Origin of the sequence: Dyadobacter psychrophilus, from assembly GCF_900167945.1 — a bacterium.
GTDB lineage: Bacteria > Bacteroidota > Bacteroidia > Cytophagales > Spirosomataceae > Dyadobacter > Dyadobacter psychrophilus.
Map to the genome: position 1 here is coordinate 496,040 of NZ_FUZA01000002.1, position 20,111 is coordinate 516,150.

Annotated in this window: 18 protein-coding genes; 11 read left to right on the forward strand and 7 right to left on the reverse strand. The window is 46.0% G+C overall.

Annotation, left to right across the window (positions count from 1 at the left end):
• Positions 1–41: 41 nt before the first annotated feature.
• The 4 genes from B5X68_RS09155 to B5X68_RS09170 form a co-directional block, all read right to left on the reverse strand.
• Complete coding sequence (locus B5X68_RS09155; protein WP_082214392.1) at positions 42–2,300, reverse strand: xanthine dehydrogenase family protein molybdopterin-binding subunit; 2,259 nt, start codon at positions 2,298–2,300, stop codon at positions 42–44.
• Positions 2,297–3,292: an FAD binding domain-containing protein gene (locus B5X68_RS09160; RefSeq protein ID WP_082214393.1), complete on the reverse strand. Its 996-nt coding sequence runs from the start codon at positions 3,290–3,292 to the stop codon at positions 2,297–2,299. The genes B5X68_RS09155 and B5X68_RS09160 overlap by 4 nt, the downstream gene beginning before the upstream one ends.
• Positions 3,289–3,813, reverse strand: a complete 525-nt coding sequence (locus B5X68_RS09165) for a (2Fe-2S)-binding protein (RefSeq protein ID WP_082214394.1) — start codon at positions 3,811–3,813, stop codon at positions 3,289–3,291. The genes B5X68_RS09160 and B5X68_RS09165 overlap by 4 nt, the downstream gene beginning before the upstream one ends.
• Before the next feature lie 93 nt (positions 3,814–3,906).
• On the reverse strand, positions 3,907–4,386 hold the full coding sequence (locus B5X68_RS09170; protein ID WP_082214395.1) for a DUF1440 domain-containing protein: 480 nt from the start codon (positions 4,384–4,386) through the stop codon (positions 3,907–3,909).
• 102 nt (positions 4,387–4,488) lie between these two features.
• On the opposite strand from B5X68_RS09170, the gene B5X68_RS09175 reads away from it, so the two are divergent.
• On the forward strand, positions 4,489–5,901 hold the full coding sequence (locus B5X68_RS09175) for an enolase C-terminal domain-like protein (RefSeq protein ID WP_082214396.1): 1,413 nt from the start codon (positions 4,489–4,491) through the stop codon (positions 5,899–5,901).
• Between the two features lie 2 nt (positions 5,902–5,903).
• On the opposite strand, the gene B5X68_RS09180 is transcribed toward B5X68_RS09175, so the two are convergent.
• The 3 genes from B5X68_RS09180 to B5X68_RS09190 all read right to left on the reverse strand — a co-directional run bounded on the left by B5X68_RS09180 (position 5,904) and on the right by B5X68_RS09190 (position 8,286).
• A complete protein-coding gene (locus B5X68_RS09180; RefSeq protein ID WP_082214397.1) occupies positions 5,904–6,212 on the reverse strand; it encodes a hypothetical protein in 309 nt (102 codons plus the stop codon).
• A 138-nt stretch (positions 6,213–6,350) separates the two neighbouring features.
• Positions 6,351–7,124, reverse strand: coding sequence for a LytR/AlgR family response regulator transcription factor (locus B5X68_RS09185; RefSeq protein ID WP_082214398.1), 774 nt, complete (start codon positions 7,122–7,124; stop codon positions 6,351–6,353).
• Positions 7,093–8,286, reverse strand: coding sequence for a sensor histidine kinase (locus B5X68_RS09190; RefSeq protein ID WP_082214399.1), 1,194 nt, complete (start codon positions 8,284–8,286; stop codon positions 7,093–7,095). The genes B5X68_RS09185 and B5X68_RS09190 overlap by 32 nt, the downstream gene beginning before the upstream one ends.
• Before the next feature lie 350 nt (positions 8,287–8,636).
• Here B5X68_RS09190 and B5X68_RS09195 point away from each other — a divergent pair, with 350 nt between their 5' ends.
• The 10 genes from B5X68_RS09195 (at position 8,637) to B5X68_RS09245 (ending at position 20,056) form a co-directional block, all read left to right on the forward strand.
• Positions 8,637–8,957 (forward strand): hypothetical protein, encoded by a 321-nt coding sequence (locus B5X68_RS09195; protein WP_082214400.1) that lies wholly within the window; start codon positions 8,637–8,639, stop codon positions 8,955–8,957.
• Positions 8,958–9,143: 186 nt separating this feature from the next.
• Positions 9,144–9,662: a GFO_1088 family ECF-type sigma factor gene (locus B5X68_RS09200; protein ID WP_082214401.1), complete on the forward strand. Its 519-nt coding sequence runs from the start codon at positions 9,144–9,146 to the stop codon at positions 9,660–9,662.
• Positions 9,646–10,419 carry a HEAT repeat domain-containing protein gene (locus B5X68_RS09205; RefSeq protein WP_082214402.1) on the forward strand — a complete coding sequence of 258 codons (774 nt, stop codon included), beginning with the start codon at positions 9,646–9,648 and terminating at the stop codon, positions 10,417–10,419. Before B5X68_RS09200 ends, B5X68_RS09205 begins: the two co-directional genes overlap by 17 nt.
• 72 nt (positions 10,420–10,491) lie before the next feature.
• Positions 10,492–11,277 (forward strand): DUF4097 family beta strand repeat-containing protein, encoded by a 786-nt coding sequence (locus B5X68_RS09210; protein ID WP_082214403.1) that lies wholly within the window; start codon positions 10,492–10,494, stop codon positions 11,275–11,277.
• Positions 11,278–11,298: 21 nt separating this feature from the next.
• On the forward strand, positions 11,299–12,000 hold the full coding sequence (locus B5X68_RS09215; RefSeq protein WP_082214404.1) for a DUF4097 family beta strand repeat-containing protein: 702 nt from the start codon (positions 11,299–11,301) through the stop codon (positions 11,998–12,000).
• A 253-nt stretch (positions 12,001–12,253) separates the two neighbouring features.
• A complete protein-coding gene (locus B5X68_RS09220) occupies positions 12,254–12,463 on the forward strand; it encodes a hypothetical protein (protein WP_082214405.1) in 210 nt (69 codons plus the stop codon).
• A gap of 672 nt (positions 12,464–13,135) precedes the next feature.
• Positions 13,136–14,446, forward strand: coding sequence for a sensor histidine kinase (locus B5X68_RS09230; RefSeq protein ID WP_082214407.1), 1,311 nt, complete (start codon positions 13,136–13,138; stop codon positions 14,444–14,446).
• 75 nt (positions 14,447–14,521) lie between these two features.
• Entirely contained in the window at positions 14,522–15,172 is a 651-nt protein-coding gene (locus tag B5X68_RS09235) for a response regulator (RefSeq protein ID WP_082214408.1), read from the forward strand.
• Positions 15,173–15,360: 188 nt separating this feature from the next.
• Complete coding sequence (locus B5X68_RS09240; protein WP_082214409.1) at positions 15,361–18,336, forward strand: glycosyltransferase family 117 protein; 2,976 nt, start codon at positions 15,361–15,363, stop codon at positions 18,334–18,336.
• 91 nt (positions 18,337–18,427) lie between these two features.
• Positions 18,428–20,056, forward strand: coding sequence for an alpha-amylase family protein (locus B5X68_RS09245; protein ID WP_082214410.1), 1,629 nt, complete (start codon positions 18,428–18,430; stop codon positions 20,054–20,056).
• The last annotated feature ends 55 nt before the right edge of the window (positions 20,057–20,111 follow it).

Below are 20,111 nucleotides of genomic sequence, written 5' to 3' on the forward strand. Positions count from 1 at the left end.
CGTTCGACCGCCACGCATTATTTATGTGTTTGTCATTCGCCTTAAACTGCCACCTGATTTTTGTCATCTTCGGCAATTTGAAGTACTTTATCCATCGTGATAGGCAAATTTCGCACGCGGACGCCGGTTGCATGAAAAACAGCATTGGCAATCGCACCCGCAACACCGATAATCCCGATCTCCCCAACGCCTTTCACGCCTAATGGATTCACGATATCATCTTTTTCTTCCACGAAAATCACCTCGATATCATTAATATCCTTGTTGACAGGCACATGATATTCGGATAAATTATGGTTCATGAACCGGCCATACTGATGGTCCATTTTGCTTTCTTCTTCCAGCGCTTTACTAATTCCCCAAACAACCCCACCCAAAATCTGGCTTCTGGCCGTCTTTGGATTCAGAATCTTGCCTGCCGCAACCGCACATACAACGCGCGTTACGCGTACAATGCCAAGGTCTTCATCCACTTTTACCTCCGCGAAAACTGCCGCATGGGAATTGAAAGTGTATTTCATTTTATTGATCGGATTCGGCCCGCTGGTTGAAGTTTCCTCAATGCTGTTGACACCCGCAATTCGCATCAGATCAACGATTGAAATGCTCTTTGAACTGTCATTTACATCGGAAATTATGCCGGAATCAAATACAATGTCTTTCGAACTGGTATCGTAAAAGGGCGAAGTTTTTGTCTTAACCGCCATTTTTTTGAGTTTCTTCTTAACATCTTCGCAAACGCCTTTCACGGCAGCGCCAACCGAAGCAGCAGTCCAGGAGCCTCCTTCCAGCGGTGCGAGCGGCATGTTCGTATCACCCAGCTTGAATGTTACGTCTTCGATTTTCAATCCAAGGCTTTCAGCGGCGATCTGGGTCATAATGGTGTATGTGCCTGTTCCTATGTCCGATGTTCCGCTGCTTACAATTAGTTTGCCATCGATCGATAGCAGTGCTTTTGCCCTGGCCGGCGCTTGAAATGCATCCCAGGCCGCCGTTGCAACTCCCCATCCGATCAGCTGGTTCCCTTCCCGCATGGAACGTGGTCCAATGCTCCTTTTGGTCCAGCCGAACTTTTCTGCACCTTCGCGATAACAGGCGATCAGTTCCTTGCTGGAAAATGGTTTTTCTTCGGTCTGGTCCTCATCCGCATAATTCTTTAATCTGAAAATCAGCGGGTCCATTTTGAGCTCATAGGCGAGCTCATCCATAGCGCTTTCTATGGCGTGCGCACCCGTAACAGCACCTGGCGCGCGCATATCAACGGGCGTGTACATATCCAGGCCCACAAGCTCATATTTCAATTTTACATTATCGCAATTATACATGGTCCCCGACCAGTTGACGATAATTTCCGTATAATTTTCAAATCGGGAAGTTTCTGAAAATGCCTCATGCTTGATCGATTCCAGCGAGCCGTCAGTCGATGCGCTCAGTTGCAGTTGCTGCAATGTAACCGGCCTGTGGCCGAATGTGAACATCTGCTGTCTCGTTAATCCCACTTTTACGGGCCTTTTCAGTTCCAAGGCTGCGAGGACAGCCATAAAAAGTTGATATTGAGGCCTCAATCCCGAGCCAAAAGCTCCGCCAACATACGGAGAAATGATGCGCACATCCTTGTAGGCAAGCCCGAAAACATTACCGATGTAAAACTGACAATTGGAAACACCCTGGGTTTTATCATAAACAGTCAGTTTACCGTTTTCCCAGATCGCCGTGGTTGAAAACAGCTCCATCGGGTTGTGGTGCTCCGCACCGTGCTGGTAAGAGCCAGACATCTTGAATGCTGCCTGATCGAATGCCTCGTCCGCATTACCGCGTGATTTGGGCGAAACATAACCCAGTTTTCCCACCGGAGCTTTGTAAGACTGGTCCATATTTTTCACCAGATCAGTCGTAAAATCTTCCTCCTGATAACTCACATGAACCAGCGAGGCAGCATATCTGGCCAGCTCAAAAGTCTCCGCAACAACCAACGCCACCGGCTGACCGCTGTAAATAATCTTATCATCATGCAAAGGCCTGAATGGCGAACCTGTGGGCGCGTCCATATCTTTGTATTTAATACTAAACCAAGGCAGGCCTGAAACGTTTTCGTGCGTAAAGACCTGTAAAACGCCTTTCAGCGACATGGCCCCTGACGTATCTATACTGATAATCCTGCCTTTTGCAATGCTGCCGGACACAATGTAGCCGTAAAGCATCCCTTCGACTTTGAAATCAGCGGAGTATTTTGCACTCCCCGTAACCTTGGCCAATCCATCCACCCGGCTCACGGGTTTTCCAATATATTGCGTTTTCATAAATTCTCACCTGATTTAAGCGCCTCATTCAAAGCACGTACGATGGCTCTTTTGGCCAACTCTATTTTAAAAGTGTTACCACCAAAACCAACGGCGCCGGTCAGCATTGTTTCGGCCAAAGCCCTGAAATTTTCAGTTGAGGCAACTTTTCCAATGTAACTTTCTTCCACTTCCCGCCGCCGCCAGGGCTTATGCGCCACACCGCCCATTGCAACCCGGATATCTTTGATCACATCGCCTTCCAGGTCTAATGCAGCAGCAACCGAAACCAGTGCAAATGCATAGGACTGACGATCACGGACTTTCAGATAAAAAACATTCTTTGTGAAATTGCTGGGCGGAAGATCAATAGAAGTGACTAGTTCTCCCTGGCTGATATTATTATCCAAATGGGGCGTGTTGCCTGGCAAACGGTGAAAATCGCCGAATTCCACTGTCCTGTCGCCATTGGGGCCGGTAACATTTACCTTCGCGTCCAGAGCCGCAAGCGCAACACACATATCGGAAGGGTGCGTGGCGATACAATGTTCACTCGTTCCCAGAATGGCGTGAATGCGGTTAATGCCGTTGATCGCAGAGCAGCCAGAACCTGGTTCGCGTTTGTTGCAGGCAGTAGCCGTGTCGTAGAAATAATAGCAGCGCGTGCGCTGGAACAGGTTTCCACCATTGGTCGCCATATTGCGTAATTGCGGAGAAGCACCAGCAAGGATGGCTTTCGAAAGAAGCGGATAGCGCTGTTCAACACGCTCGTTCCAGGCTGTATCTGCATTGGTCACAAGCGCTCCAAGTGTTAGTCCGCCTTCTTCATTTTCCTTAATATCTGCAAGATCCAGGCGGTTAATATCCGTCAAATGAGCTGGTTTCATCACATTCTCCTTCATCAGATCCAGCAAATTTGTCCCGCCTGCTATGAACCTGGCGCCTTCATGCTCCTGAATGTCCGCCACAGCTTCTGCGACGTCATGGGCTTTGTTGTATGAAAAACTGTTCATGCCATTTTCGATTTTACTTCCATAATGGCTGCATTAATGTTGTTGTAGGCACCGCAGCGGCAGATATTGCCACTCATGAGCTCCTGTACATCTTCCAGGGAATTTGCCCGGCCCTCGTTAATCATGCCCACAGCGGAACAGATTTGTCCGGGTGTGCAGTAACCGCATTGAAATGCATCATGCTCTATAAATGCATCCTGTAATGGATGGTTGACAACACCGTCCGAAAGTCCTTCGATGGTCGTTATGGCCTCGCCGTCTCTCATTACTGCGAGGGTGAGGCAGGAGTTAATGCGTTTCCCGTTAATGAGCACGGTGCATGCGCCGCATTGGCCGTGGTCGCATCCTTTCTTCGTCCCGGTTAATCCCGCATACTCCCTGATTGCGTCGAGCAGGCTGACCCACGGCTGTAATTTGAGTTTGAAGGACTGCCCGTTGATCGTCAGGTTTACCAATTCAAATTCAGGTAACTCCTGTTTTTTCACGACAGGTTCTTCCAAAACTGCTGATTCAGTTGTCATATTTTCAATTGGTGAATAGTTGTTGATTTTTTATAGGCAGTATAAAAACTATTCCCCTTAGAAAATGCCCGGTTTAAGAGCGACTAATGTGGATTATGGGAACTGTTGACCCGTAGGTATGATGTATGCAATAGGCAAGCCCACGGCCAATATTACAATGGTTATACCTAGTAATGCGGCATCCCAGGATGCAGTGGGCATTCCGGAAAATGCGACAGGCAGGACGATCATATTCATCACCAGCCAGATAAAAATGCCGTAAATGATCCCACTCAGTAACTTGTGTTTGCCGGGAAATGCAAGGTATTGGTATATCAAAAAATAGAAGAGCGCAAATGCCAGTGCGATCAGGAAGTGAAATAATAGTCCGTACACAGCCATCATGTTTCCACCTTCATAAGCAGCTTTGCCAAACACGCCGCTCGCTATCGATAAAAGAATCTGAACGGGCGTTGTTTTGTCCATAATGATCGCGTAAACGACAAATGCGGCCATGATGTCAAGAGAGCCAGCTACAAAAGCAGCCCATACGACGGTCCTGAAACCGGACCCGGCAAATTTCGATGTTTTCATAGCGGCAGGATTGAGTGTTGAAATATACGAAATTACGCAATCCACAGGTAGTAATGCATTTCTGAGTCCTTTGAAATAAACTGCCGACAATCCCTGATGTCTATGCTTAAAAAAGACAATGAAAATATAACCAGGCGCGATTTTATAAACCGGGCCGGCGCCATTGCTGCGGCAGGAGTTCTGGCCCCGGAACTTACGAGCGCATCCATGCAATTTCCCAAACCCATGAAAACGATCAGGATCAAAAATGTTGATTCCAATTTTGAAAGAGAACCTTTAAATCCCTACCGTTTCAAGGGAAGCGCCATCACCGATAGCTGGCAGGCTATTGCAATGTTGGAGTCTGAATCGGGCGTTAAAAAGATCGGTATCGGCACACAAGGCGTGTTATGGTCTGATTCCAAGGTTTTTGCGGGGCATTCTGAAAGCGCCGGGAATGCCTTAATGTATGCCATGAGCGAACGGGCTTTACAAATGATCAAGGGCACCACATTCTCCGATCCCGTAAAGTTGCTCGATGACATATTGCCGGAGGTTTTGGCTTATGGAAAAAAGATTACAGGGAATCCGGACCTGCGTAAGACATTTGCACTCAATGCGTTGGTGTGTGTTGATAATGCTGCATGGCTGCTGTATGCCAAAGAAAACAACATCGATCAGTTTGATAAACTGATCCCTGCGGCCTATCAGCCCGGCCTTTCTTACAAGCATGAGAAAGTGGCGAGCATTCCGTCATTCAGTGTCGGAACGTCGGCACAGCGGATCAAGCAGGCAGCGGATGAAGGTTATTTTATCCTGAAATTAAAGACAGGGTCGGCAGGAACGCAGCAGGAAATGATTGAAAAGGACATTGCTTTTCTGACCGCGGTGCATAAGGCGATCGGACACTACGAAACACCCTACACACAAAACGGCAAGATCCCTTATTATTTTGATGCAAATGGTCGATATGAGAAAAAAGAGACATTGCTTCGGTTTCTGGACCATGCCAAAAAGATCGGTGCATTCGACCAGATTGCGGTAATCGAGGAGCCGTTTGAAGAGAGTAATGAGGCTTTTGTGGGAGATTTAGGCGTCCGCGTGGCTGCTGACGAAAGTGCGCATACGGTGGAAGACGCCGCGCACCGGATCGAGCTGGGTTATAGCGCGATTGCGGTGAAAGCCATCGCTAAAACGCTGAGCATGACCATGAAGATAACGCAACTCGCTTATGAAAAGAAAGTGCCATGCTTCTGTGCCGACCTGACCGTTAACCCGATCCTGGTGGATTGGAACAAGAATGTAGCTGCGCGTTTGCAACCGTTTCCGGGCATGACCGTAGGTTTACAGGAGACCAACGGCCATCAGTACTACAAAAACTGGGAAAAGCTGGTCTCTTATCATCCGAAAAAGGACGGTTCCTGGATTTGTACGCAGAAAGGCGTTTACCTCACAGACGCTTCATTTTATTCAGAAAGTGGCGGCATTCTTACCCCCTCCAGACATTATGAAGAAATGTTTGAGACAGCACATTAATATTAAAGTGTAATGATCTGCTGCTCTGACCCGACGTCTTTTGTCAGCTCTAAAATACGACTTCCCAGCTTGCGGGAGAAGCCGTTTTGATTTGCGCTCGTTTCAGATGAGCTGTAAGCGACGAGCTTGTGGGCCATTTCGTCGTACATATATTTGCAGCGTGCTGCCTTTTCAATTTTAACAACATTGCCGGGAAGCGAATTTCGTAATAATTGGCTGTTGCGCTGCAAAGTGACGCCAAAGCAAATGGCAGTAACGGTTCCTGCGGCAAGCGCGGACCCAATGATTAGGGTAGAAAGTTTCAAGGTCATGGCTAAGAGATTGAGTAACTGGTAACTTACTTCTTGACAAATTAGCGCCGCAAATGGTTGAAATCAGAATGAAATTCTCTAATCTGTGCTATTGGCTATCCGGATTGTTATTTCCTGTGTCTGAATTGTAATTATTGGTTACCCGATCCTGGCCAGAAAGGCCTTGATGTTGTCCCGGAAACCTCTTGTCCATTTGATTTTCTCTCCCGTTGAAAGGTGGACAATGTATTCTCCATTAAAGTAGTTTTCCAATTCGGATATGTAATTCATATTCACAATGTTGGAACGGCTTGTGCGGATCATAACAGTCGGGTCCAGCCGCCCCTCAAGGCTTCCCAGACTTTCGTAAATGGTGTAAATTTTCTGAGATGTGTGCAAGGAAATGTAATTGCCATCGGCGGAGAAATGGGTGATATCTGCCAGTTTGACCAAATACATTCTGCCCGCTTCCTTTACGAGTATCCGCTGCAAATAATCGCCGCCCTTTCTTTCTTTTTGTTCCCTGAACAGGCTGTTAACCAGCTCTTCCACTCTTGGTTGCGCCTTTTGGCTCAGACGCTCCTTTACACGGCCGAGTGACTGGTGAAACCGGATTTCGTCAAACGGTTTGAGCAGATAATCAACGGCATTAACCTCAAAAGCACGCAAAGCATATTGGTCAAAAGCAGTTGTAAAAACAACAAATGGCTGATGATGCGGCCAGATTTCTTTCAATACATCAAATCCATCCAGTTCGGGCATTTGAATGTCCAGAAAAATAATATCAGGCCTGTGCTGGAGTACTTTGATCACAGCTTCGGAACCGTTACCGGCCTCGTCCACAACATCAATATTCATATCGTCTTTCAGGAACGTGCGGATCACATCCCGCGCCAGTATTTCATCGTCTATGATCAGACAACAATGCTTCATCGTGTGTTTTTGTTTTGGGTTGCCCGTTAATGTGAAGTGTAACAATGGTCCCGCCTTGCGACGGCTGCTCGAAAATCAGGCTGGCTTTATCTCCATAGGCCTGCTGCAAGCGTAAAATGGTGTTTTCCAAACCCATACCCATCCCTTTGGAAGGCTTGCGCTGATTTGCGCCAATGCCGTTATCATAAATTTCGATCTTCAGGCCATTTGTGTCCATGGAAGTGATGATTTGGATTAATGCATTGGTCGTCAGGTCCGAAATGCCGTGCGTGACCGAGTTTTCGACCAATGGTTGTAAAATGAGTTGCGGCAGGGGATACAATTCGGTCGCCGGGTCAATGTCGTATGTTACTTTAAGGCGATCCTGAAACCTGATCTGCTGAATGTCCAGATATTGCCGCGTAAGTTTTAATTCCTCCTGCAAAGGAATGTAATCGGCTTTCTGATTTACCAGCACCGCACGGAGCAGATCGCTGAGCGTCGTGATCATGCGTGTGGCTTTTCGGATATCGTTCTTGATCATCAAACTCACAACAGCATGCAATGTATTGAAAAGAAAGTGGGGGTTGAGTTGCATTTTGAGTGATTGCAATTGCGCATTAGCCAGCTGGCCCCGAAGCTGCTCATTGTTTAGTTCTGTTTCAAAATGCTGTTGTTTCAGTTCCTGGTAAAGATAAATGTAAGATACTTTGTTAAACCCAAGGACAAGCAGCAAATACTGCCCCACGCTGCCCGTATAGGCCATAAAGAAGGAAAAGATATATTTTTCGAGAGGAACTGCTTTACCAACAGCGAGATACATCAAGGGATTGGTGACAAAATAATGAAATGTATTGATCAAGAGATTGAGGAACGTCACGATCAATAAATGATACAGGATGGGCAGCATCAGCCCCGATTTTCGCAGCTTGAACGTAAGGGGAATTTTCAGCGATGCGTATAATATCAACGGGGTCGTAGACCACCAGAAAAGGCCGTCGAGCAGCCAAATGAACATTTCGTGATATTCCATGGGTGCGCCTTCGCGCATAAGCCAGAGCATAGTAAGCTGCCACAGCGTGATCAATGCAAAGATGCCCCAGTAGCCAAACGAATATTTCCAGAACTCGCCGACCGAAAGCGGTATTTTAGATTGATCCAGAAGTCGCCGGAGAAAGGGCATAGGGGCTCGTTTACAGCTTTAAATATAATGCAGATTGTGCAAAACAAATCTAACTGATCGCCACGTCTTTCCCTCTGTTGTATTATTTGAAACGTTTTAATTTTTATTTGAACTGAAGGTGTAAGCTTGAAATCTTACTGGAAATTGTTTGGCAACCAAACATTCATTATTTTTATCCAAAATACACACCTATGCAGTTGTTCAATTTGAGAATGCACTTGGCTGCTCTCAGACAGTTACTCAGGGATAGATCTGAGGAAATGTCAGAAGATCAGAGACTTGAAATTTGGAATAAGATTGAAGCCTTGCAGGATTTGATTGAAAAGTTGGAATCTTTAAAAGATTGAAATATGGCTATCGAAGATAACAATGAAATGAGAGCTAAACCAGATTTGGCGAAGGAAATTGAGCGATTGATTGCGGGCGCGGACCTTGCCATTAAAGAAGCAACCAATTACCTGATAAGTCAGGGAGAAGTGGTCGACCTGGCCGAATGGGTGACCATCAAAGAATATTGTAATCGTTTCCAGATAAAAAATGTTGAGACTGTTGTAAACTGGATCAATCGCGGCATTATCCCAGCGGATAATGTTCGCACCATCGAAGAATTTAATAATACACGACTTATCAAAGCTGTGCCTTACAAAGCAGCTCCCTTACTTCGATCATAATCTTCTCTATAATGTTCCTTGAATGCTGGTCATCATGCTTCATTGAAGACTAGCCTCCCTCGTATGTTGTTCGGCGGTAAAGGACTTTCGCCGACAATGACTCGTTTCATCTCGCAAAGACCACCTCAAAAAATATTTACACCTGATCTGTAACGAAATCGGAGTGTGGTCGTCTTTGTATTTGAAATGGATTTACAAGCCTTTAATCAACGCATTCTTCCCGTGCAGGGACGCCTTTTCAGACTGGCGCAAATGTTTCTTCGCAACCGCGAAGAGGCGGAAGACGCCATTCAGGATGTGTTGCTGAGGTTATGGACGAACAGGCAGCAGCTGGAAAGTTATCATAGCATTGAAGCATTGGCTGTGCAAATGACCAAAAATCTCTGTCTGGACCGCCTCAAATCGCATCATAAACAGAAAATGCAGAACGATGCAGATGTCACCAGTGTGCAGGCAGCAGAGTTGTCGCCGCACCGGCAATTGGAAAATAGCGACAGTGCATCGCTCATTCACAAGCTGATTGGCGAGCTGCCCGAACAGCATAAACTGGTGCTGCATTTGCGCGACGTGGAGGAGTATTCATTTGAGGAGATTGAGCAGGTTACGGGATTGAACAATGCCAATATTCGCACGGTCCTGTCAAGGGCAAGGCAGAAGCTCCGGGAGAATTATCTTAAAGCAAACAACTATGAATCAGGATATTGAAAAATTACTGGAAAAATATTACGAGGGCGAAACGACCATTGAGGAGGAAAAAGAGCTCAAACGCTTTTTCCAGCAGGAGCACGTGCCGGCACATTTGATGAGCCACGCGGCACAGTTTGGTTACTTCATCGAAGCCAGAAATGAATACCCTTCTTTAACATTCGGAGGCGAACTATCAGCATTGCTTGATCCGCCAAAGCAAACTCCCGTGCGCAGATTTGGCAGCTGGCTGTTAAGAATTGCAGCCGGGCTTGCTTTACTTATTGTCGGATTTCTGGGAGGGCGTGTATTCCAGGAGCGCAGTGGCGGAGGTGAACCGTTGATCGCTACGAAAGAATCTGTCTCGCAGGCGGAAATTAGAAATGTGCTGGCTTTTGAAAAAATGAATTCGACCTCTGCGAGTGAACGCATTCATGCTGTAAACCAGAGTTATGATTTGTCCGATGTGGATAAGGAAATCACACAGCTGCTCATTAACACGCTCAACTTTGACCCCAACATTAATGTTCGTCTGGCCGCTTGCCAGGCGTTACAACGCTTTCGAAATGAGGATGATGTGGCCGAATCACTGGTGCCTTCCCTCGCTATTCAGACAGATCCCAACATTCAGATCATGTTGATCGAGGTTTTGGTTTCGATCAAAGAAAAACGCGCTGTGGAGCCATTTCAGCAACTGGTCAGGAACCAGGATGTGATGGAAGTCGTAAGGCTCAAAGCACAGCAGGGAGTAAGCGAACTGACCGCCGCAGACGTCTGAAAACAGATCCCTGCCCCGCTGGAATTACACCAAACTGCATTTAATTTCAATTACATATTATAATCAAAAACCATGAAAAAAGTACTTTTAATGAGTATGGGTTGCCTGCTGTGTCTTGCAGAATCAATGGCCCAGACGCACGAATACAAAGGCAAACTCGCCAATTCAAAGGACAAGAAAGTGACCATTGAAATGGCTGCCAGCCAGGTGAAGATCGAAGGATATGCTGGTGATGAGGTTCTTATCCAGGCTTCGTCCGGCTTTGAAGCGCCACCGGAGCGGGCAAAAGGCTTAAAGCCGCTTTACTACACGGGCGTTGATAATACGGGAATCGGGCTTTCCATTACAACAGAGGCAAATGGGCTGAAAGTGGAGAAAGTGACGCGCAAGGAAGTAAAGTACACGATCCGTTTGCCAAAACAGGTTTCGGTGCTTTTTCAGGAAGTGAACTGGCAGGGTGGATCCAAAATTGCGATCAGCAACATGGACGGCGACCTGGAAATAAAAACGAACGGCGCCAATATCAATCTGACCAACGTTACCGGCCCGGTTGTGGCCAACACAACGAGTGGCGATGTGAATGTAGTTTTTTCGGCGCTTAATCAGACCAAACCCACTGCCATTTCATCCATTAGCGGCGAGGTGGATGTAACATTACCCGCAACCGCAAAATCCTCGATGAAGTTGCGATCCATTAACGGAGAGATGTATACGGACTTTGACCTGGGCACAAAAAGCAGTAAGGATGGGCTTTCGAAAGTAGGTGGTGGAAGGAATATTGAGGGGACGACGAATGGGGGGGGCGTTGAAGTGCAACTCAATACGATCAGCAGCAACATTTATATCCGTAAAAAATAACCACGATTTGCATCTAGCGTCATGAAAAAAAACTTAATAATACTCATGTTAGCCCTGCTTGCCGGGCCTTTGTCAGCGCAAAAGATCATTGAAAAGAAATTGCCTTTCAAAGATGGCCAAACGGCAAATTTGAACCTGAAATTTGCTGACAGTATCCAGGTCAGATATTGGGATAAGCCCGAAGTTTATGTGAAGATCAAAGCGGTGATTAACAGCAACAAGTTAAATGATGCCCTGGTGGTTACCGATCGAGCGACTGCCGACGAAGTGATCCTGGAAATAGGATTTGACAATGAAATGCTGAAAAAGGGAAAGCAGGAGGATTGTCCAGGCGATAATAGAAGCAGCTGGAATGATAAAGACGGCACGCACAGATATTATATGTGTAAAGAGATTGATTACCAGGTGTTTTTACCACGCAATGCGAAACTCAAACTGGAAACCATTGACGGAAATATTGACATTGAGGGTGCCTCCACAACTGTTTTTGCAAAGACGATCAGCGGATACGTTGACATGAGCTGGCCAAAATCAAAAGGCATCAATGTCGCCATGAAAACGATCACCGGCGAGGTATATTCCGACTTTGACATTGATTTCAAAAATAAGAAACAAAAGAACCCGATCGTAGGATATCTGCTGGAAGGTACGGTCAAAGGTGGTGGGCCGGATGTGAAGTTAGAATCCATCAGCAACGATGTATATTTACGTAGTAAGGACTAGGAGGATTTCAACACTTTTATAGAAGGAATTAGGGGCTGTACGCATTGCGTATAGCCCTTATCGCATATAGGTGGTGAGAAGACCAAAGCATGTCCCCACGAAGCTCAGGCTACACCCTTGAAATTGGCAGGGTCACCACAAAAATATAAATGGAATAAAATGAATAAATTATAATTGCACATAGTTAGAAGACGAGTTTCAGTCATTCCTGACTTGATTTAATCACATTATCGTTTTAATCAAAGAATACCACATGAGAACAGAAAAGCAGTATTTGGAAGAGATTAACAGGCTGCTTGCAGACTATCTTCAGGAGATTGAAAACTCAGATTTGAAGCCCTTATCAGCTCAGGTTTACCAGGTGCAATCGAAGAATTTTGTAAGATGGATCAATGGCGAGTTTACGCCAGGAGAAGTGAAAAAATCAAAACGGCAGGCCCAGGAAAAAGCCCAGGGGAATTAAGAAGCAATGATTTGCCGATTTGCCTCACCGCGTTCCTCTTTTACTGAATAATGCCCGATTAAAAAACGCATTGTTTTGCCCAAGTTCCTCTACTTAACTTTACACGGTTTCTCAACGCCGTTTGCCCCATAATAATTTTTAAAATTTCGCAGCATCGCAGCAGCTGCCGTATCACGCGCTAAAGCGGAGTGTCTTGAAAAATGGATGTTTTTAATATTCCAAAAAACAAAACACCTTCGCAGCAGAGCCGGAAGGTGTAAGATATACTCAACGTTTATAACGTATTTCATTACGTTCACTCTTTTGAAAATCCTCCCAGCCGATCAACACACGCCACAGAAAAGAGAGGATAGACAAATTTACAATCTAAAACCAACATTCGGTGTAGCCAGCTGTAAAATCTGTTGTAGCAATTTCTCTACATTGTTTGTGATCATTTTTAGGTAAATTTGGCTTTTTGTTACCATTACACGAAATGAAGCAACTTTTGCCTGGAATTATTCCTTTACTTTTCAGAGCTGCTTTTTGGATTGAAAAACGCATCACTACCAGCCCCCTCCCAGTTTCAAAATTAGTTACAACCCATGCTTTGGCGAGTAGGGTCGGACGGGATTTTCAATGTCCCGTGTTGTCGAAATATAATTATTCCGGGAGTAGTGTATGGATCCTTAGATGAAATTATCTTTTATAGACTGGCCGGTTCAAAAACAACTGGCCGAGGAAAAAAATATCCTCAACATTGCGCGTGTAAAGGTGTTATCCTTGTCTCTCCATCTGAGGCTGGTTAGCACCGTTATGCTGCTCGCGCTATATCTTGCCGAAGATCATACATTGCAAATCCAGCGGGTTGGATTTCTGATGGGCGTTGTTGTGCTATATTACTTTGCATTAAGATTAGGGCTTAACTGGCGGAGCGCCATTCACATTGCGATCCTCGTTTTTGTGTCACTTATATGGTCCAACCTGTTCTTTTATGAAGAAGGCTTTCACGTTGTTACGCTGCAATATGTTGTGATCATCAGCATTTACGCCTTTTATGGCCTCGGCAACAAATGGGGGATATTCTATTCCCTATTCGCCATTTTACCTCTTTTTGTATACATGTACCTGGCACACCAGCTGGGTGCCGCAATTCCGTGGGGGCCTATGGGCGTAAGCAGAATAACCATAGCGATCCTGCTTCTGGATAATTTTCTCTTCCTTTTTTTGATCAACTATTATTTTTTCAATTCTTTTTATTCGACAATCTCTGCACTGGATGCGCGCACCATAGAACTATCGTCCAGTCTCGCTTTTCAGGAGGATTCGCAAAAGCAGCTGGAATCTGAATTCAGGCATCAGAAGTTGTTGCTGGCAAGCATTTCACATGATATAAAAAGCCCGCTCCGGTTTTTAATGGCAACAACGGGTCGCCTTGCCAAAAGCAATCCGGATTTGCCTACGATACGTGCCATCAGCCAGTCCAGTTACCGGCTATATCATTTTATGAAAAATCTGCTGGAATATACACAGTTCCGATACCGGAATACGCAGGTTACTTTTAACTATCTGGATGTGCATGAGCTGGTCGAACAGAAGTTTGCCATATTTATGGGCGAGGCGGAAAGCAGCGGAAACAAATTTCTAAACACCGTTGGGGAGGGCGTCATTCTTAAGAACAATGTGCAACTACTAAGCATTATGCTGCACAATCTGATCGATAATGCAAACAAGGTGACCAATAAGGGGATTATAGAGGTGTTGCATAGGGATTATAGGGAGTCGGTGCATCTGATCGTTAAGGACACCGGGCCTGGCATGGATCCTGCGATCATAAGCTGGATTAATAGCAGTGAAAAAGTGCCTGGTAAAGACCTCGATCCGGAGCGTTTTGGAATGGGGCTCGTCATTGTTAAGGAAGTTAGTGCTTTGATCAATGCGGGATTATTTGCACAACCTAACGAAAAACAGGGTGTTGCGATTAGCATAATATTTCAAAAATGAATTTGTTGTAGTTAAAGTCCTATTTAATTTCCCTCTATATTAAATTACTTTTAGAGGTTTACGAAATAGTACGGAATGAAGACAATTTTATTAGTAGAGGATCATTCGATTGTCCGGATGGGAGTGAAGTTGCTGATAGAAGATTTCATGCCATCGGTGGTTATTATTGAAGTTGGAACATTTAATGAAACGCTTAAAGTGTTGCATACCAGACACTTTGACCTGGTTATCCTGGACATTCGAATTCCCGGCGGTGAAGCTTTCAACATGATTCCCAAGATCAGGTCCGTGCAGGAAAAGGTAAAAATCCTGGTGTTTTCATCCCAGGAAGAGGAGCTTTATGCATTGCATTACGTGAAGGCAGGCGCAAACGGTTTCCTGCCAAAAGATACCAGTAACGAAGAGTTGGAGCGTGCCGTGACTTCGGTTTTGAATGGAGGAACATATATTACAAATCTCGTTCAGGTCCAATTGGTTAAAAACACCATTATGGAAAGAGAAAGCCGCGAAAGCCCGCTTGAAATTCTTTCCAACCGTGAGCTTGAAATCATGGATATGCTGCTCAAAGGCAAGTGGACAAAGGACATCGCCATTGACCTGAACATTAAGGAAAGCACGGTAAGCACTTATAAAGCCCGTATTTTTGAAAAGCTGGAAGTTACTAATGTCCTCGAATTGTTTAAAAAAGTTGAAATCTACAAAAAGCATAACAACAGCTTTCCCTAGCCGTACTCGCAGAAAGATACACCTTAATTCAACTCCGTGTTCAGGTTATCGCTTTGTTGGGAAGTAAGTGTTAATTTAAGTTAAATGGTTGATTTTGAGGGGTTCAGTTAACTTTTTTTAAGAGTTGGCCGGGCCTTTGTTCAAGGTGCTTTCGATAGCTTTGAACCTCAGGATAAACTTAACTTAACATGACACTTTTCAAAAAATGGAACAACATTACGGGCTGGGCAGTCTTTTTAACAGCATTCCTGACTTATGCGCTCACCATGGAGCGTACGGCCAGTTTCTGGGATTGCGGTGAATTTATCGCAGCGGCTTTTAAACTGCAAGTGCCTCATCCGCCGGGAGCACCTTTTTTTCTGCTCGTGGGCAGACTTTTTTCATTGCTTGCTTTTGGCGATGTTACCCGTGTCGCTTACTGGGTAAATATGGTTTCGGTCCTAAGCAGTGCATTTACCATTCTGTTTTTGTTTTGGACTATAACATTGCTTGTCCGAAAGTTTTTGAATAAAGGTGAGCACGAACTGAGCAAATCAGATGCAATCCTGGTCATTTTTTCCGGCATAACAGGTGCGCTTGCCTACGCCTGGTCCGATTCATTCTGGTTTTCAGCGGCTGAGGCAGAAGTTTATGGCATGTCTTCCTTTTTCACAGCCATAGTAATCTGGGCAGTTTTCAAATGGGAGCAAACACGAGATCCGGCAACTGCAAACCGCTGGCTAATCCTTATCGCTTACCTGACCGGCATTTCCATTGGCGTGCATTTACTGAACCTGGTCACCATTCCTGCCCTGGCATTGGTATACTACTTCAAAAAATACCCGAAACCGACCATTTTAGGAAGGATTCTGGCATTTTGCGGCGGATTGGTTGTTTTGGTGATCATTAATTCGGGCATTATTCCAGGCCTGCCCGATCTGGCTGGTAAGTTTGAAATTTTCTTTGTCAACACGCTCGGGCTCCCATATAACTTCGGGATTGTCTTTTTCATCGTCCTTTTTCTGGGGACACTGTCTTGGTCGATCCGCTACGCGCACAAAAAGGAGAAGGTTTTGCTCAACACAGCATTGTTATCGCTCGTTTTTGTGCTGATCGGCTATTCATCTTACGTGATGGTGCTGGTCCGCTCGGAGTATAATCCGCCGATCAATGAGAATAATCCCAGCGACGTTTTGCGTTTTGTTTCTTATTTGAAAAGGGAACAGTATGAAAGCAGGCCGCTGCTTTATGGACCGTCATTCAACTCAAGACCCATAAGCCAGGAGCGGGGCGCGCCGGTTTATCGCAAAAAAGACGGGAAATATGTGATCATTGATTACCGCCCGGTTTATGGATACGAGCCCGGCAGCAACATGCTTTTTCCGCGGATGTCCAGCTCGCTGCCAGGTCATCCGCAGCTTTACCAGCAAATGACGGGGCTGGCAGAAGGGCAAAAGCCGACGATGAAACACAATCTCGCCTACATGTTTGTTCACCAGATCGGGCATATGTACTGGCGCTATTTTCTCTGGAATTTTGTGGGACGTGAAAGTGACCGGGAAGGAGCGGGGACGGTGTTACCCTGGCAGGCCACCAGTGATTTTCCTTCATCGATTGCTAAAAATAGGGGACATAACAATTTTTTTATGCTGCCGCTTCTGCTAGGCATTGCAGGGTTATTCTGGATGTACGGAAAACGCCGTGACGACCTGCTGGTTCTTGGGTTGATGTTTGTTTTAACGGGTGTGGGGCTTGTGATTTACCTTAATTCTCCACCCGCTGAGCCTCGCGAGCGGGATTATATTTACGTTGGATCGTTTTATATTTTCTGCATCTGGATCGGGTTTGGCGTAATGGCCGTTGCGGGATTTTTGCAAAAAGCCATTCAAACGACCAGACTGCGCACAGCATTGACGGTGGCCGCCGGGTTTTCCGTGCCTCTCATCATGTTGGCAAAAGGTTGGGACAATCACGACCGCAGCAACCGCTATCATTCTGTTGATTTTGCGCGCAACCTGCTCAATTCCTGCGCCCCTAATGCGATACTTTTCACAGGTGGCGACAATGATACATTTCCATTGTGGTATTTGCAGGAAGTGGAGGGCGTCCGGACGGATGTGCGCGTTTGTGTGCAGACATTTTTAGGCATCGACTGGTACATCGAGCAGCTCAAAAGGAAGACCAACCAGTCAGAAGCGTTGCCGCTGTCATTGGATATGGGTGATTATGCCACAGGGAAAAACGAGTTCGTGCCGTTCTATGAGATTCCGGCAGTGAAAAACGGCATTAACCTGAAAGAATATCTTGATCTGATCAATCAGGAAAATAAGGCGATCCAGGTTCCGCTGACCAGTGGCGATATGACCTCAATTTTGCCCTCGTCCACACTCTTTTTGCCCGTGGATGCTCAAAAAGTGCAAGCCATGAAAATTGTCAAAAATGAATTGTTGCCCATGCTGTCCGACTCCATGAGCTGGAAAATCGGGACCGGCGATCTTTACAAAAGCGATCTGGTGATGCTGGACATTATTGCCACCAACAACTGGAAGCGGCCCGTTTATTTTTCCTCTACAATGGGCGCCACGCATAATCTGGGTTTGCAGGAATACATGCAGCTGGAAGGTTACACCTACCGTTTGTTGCCGGTCCGCGTACAGGGTGCTACGGATGGGTATGTCAATTCAGAAATCATGTATGATAACATGATGAAAAAGATGAAGTGGCGATCCCTGGATAACCCCGACGTTTATTATGACGACACCTACCGCGGCTCCCCGGTCGCAACCGCGCGTATCTCGTTTTTGCGGCTCGCAGGGCAGTTAATTGCTGAAAATGATCTGAAAAAGGCGAAAGAAGTGGTTAACACAGCCATGACTGTGATGCCAGATGACACAATCCCGTTCGACCAGTTTTCCGTTGGTTTCGTGGGCATGTTGTTTGATTTGGGCGAGAAGAAAAAAGCGCTGGACTCCGCCAGGACCATGGCACTCAGATCAGACGAAAATCTCTCGTGGATCAAGAAAAACGGAGGGGTGCGAAACCGGGATGTGAATGTAGATCTTTATACGCTGCAAACCATCGTTCAGGAATGCAAGCGTGCTAAACAGGAAGCCGCTGCGCAAGAATACGATGCCATTTTCAGGAAACATTTGCTGGCGTTCAATATGTACAGCGGAGGTAATTAGATGTTGGGTTATATCAAATTGATGCCATGGAATGCAGATTTCATGGCATTGCTTTTTTAAGGCTTTATAAAAACCAACAAACCTCAAACCTATGCTGGAAGACCTTTGGTACAAAAACGCTGTGATTTACAGCCTCGATCTTGAAACCTTCATGGATGCCAACAATGATGGCACAGGCGATTTTGAGGGACTATGCAACAGGCTGGATTACTTACATGCACTAGGGCTTGACACGATCTGGCTGGCACCTTTTCAGCCCACTCCAAACCGGGATAACGGGTACGATATCAGCGACTTTTACGGCGTAGACCCGCGACACGGTTCCAGCGGGGATTTTGTCAGCTTCATTCATAAGGCACGGAAACTAGGCATTAAAGTGATTATTGATCTTGTTGTTAACCACACGTCGGATCAGCATCGCTGGTTTCAGGAGGCGCGGTCTTCGAAGGACAATGCAAAGCGGGATTGGTATGTATGGTCGGAGGAACGGCCGGCAGACTGGAACAAGGGCATGGTTTTCCCCGGCGTACAAAAGGCTACCTGGACCAGGGACAAGGAATCAAAGGAATATTATTTTCACCGTTTCTATGAATTTCAACCCGATCTGAACACGGATAATCCCGAAGTAAGAGAGGAAATAAATAAGATCATGGGTTATTGGCTGGAACTTGGCATTGCCGGTTTCAGAGTGGATGCCGTTCCATTTATTTTGGAATCCAGTAATTCCAAAAAAGGCGAAAATCCGAAACTCCATTTTGAATATCTCAAAGAAATGCGCAAGTTCCTTCAATGGCGAAAAGGGGACGCGGTGCTGCTTGGAGAGGCAAATGTGTTGCCGAATGAAAGCAAAAAGTATTTTGGCGAGGAGGGCGAAGGCATTCATTTAATGTTCAATTTTTTTGTTAACCAATATACATTCTACGCGCTGGCCACTGCCGACACCCGGCCGCTGATTAAAGCGCTTGAAGCCACCAAGGACATCCCGGGAAGCAGCCAATGGGCGCATTTCCTGCGCAATCACGATGAGCTGGATCTGGGCCGACTTACCGAGGAAGAACGCCAGACTGTTTTCGCAAGATTCGGGCCGGAAAAGCATATGCAGCTGTATGAGCGGGGAATCCGGCGCAGGCTTTCCCCAATGTTAGGCAGCCGGCAGCAAACAGAACTGGCTTATAGCCTGATGTTTTCTTTGCCCGGAACGCCCGTGATCCGGTATGGTGATGAAATTGGCATGGGGGATAACCTGGAACTGGAAGAGCGTGATTCGGTTAGGACGCCTATGCAATGGACTGGTGAAAAACAGGGCGGATTCACAAAAGGAGAAACGCCGATCCACCCCGTTGTCGACGAAGGTTATTATTCATATGAACATGTGAATGTTGAAGATCAGCGGCGCGAACCGGGATCCCTGCTGAACTGGATGACTTCCCTGATACGGATGCGGAAAGAGTGCCCGGAGATAGGTTACGGAAACTGGGAAATTATGGAAACGGGCCATACTGAAATTCTGGGTATGCGTTACACCTGGAAAAACAAGATCCTGCTCATATGGCACAATTTTCAGGAAAAATCACTCGAATTGGTCGTGCCCGAAAAAATGGCCGGAGCATCCCGGATCGCTGATCTGATGAGTAACATTGAAAGCATTGTGGACGAAAAGGGCAGGCATACAATCACATTAGAAGCTTACGGTTATCGCTGGTTTCGCGCAGTCCCGTAAGGAATAGAGAACTCCGCTTGGACTGCGAATAGTGTCCATACGATAATTACAAACG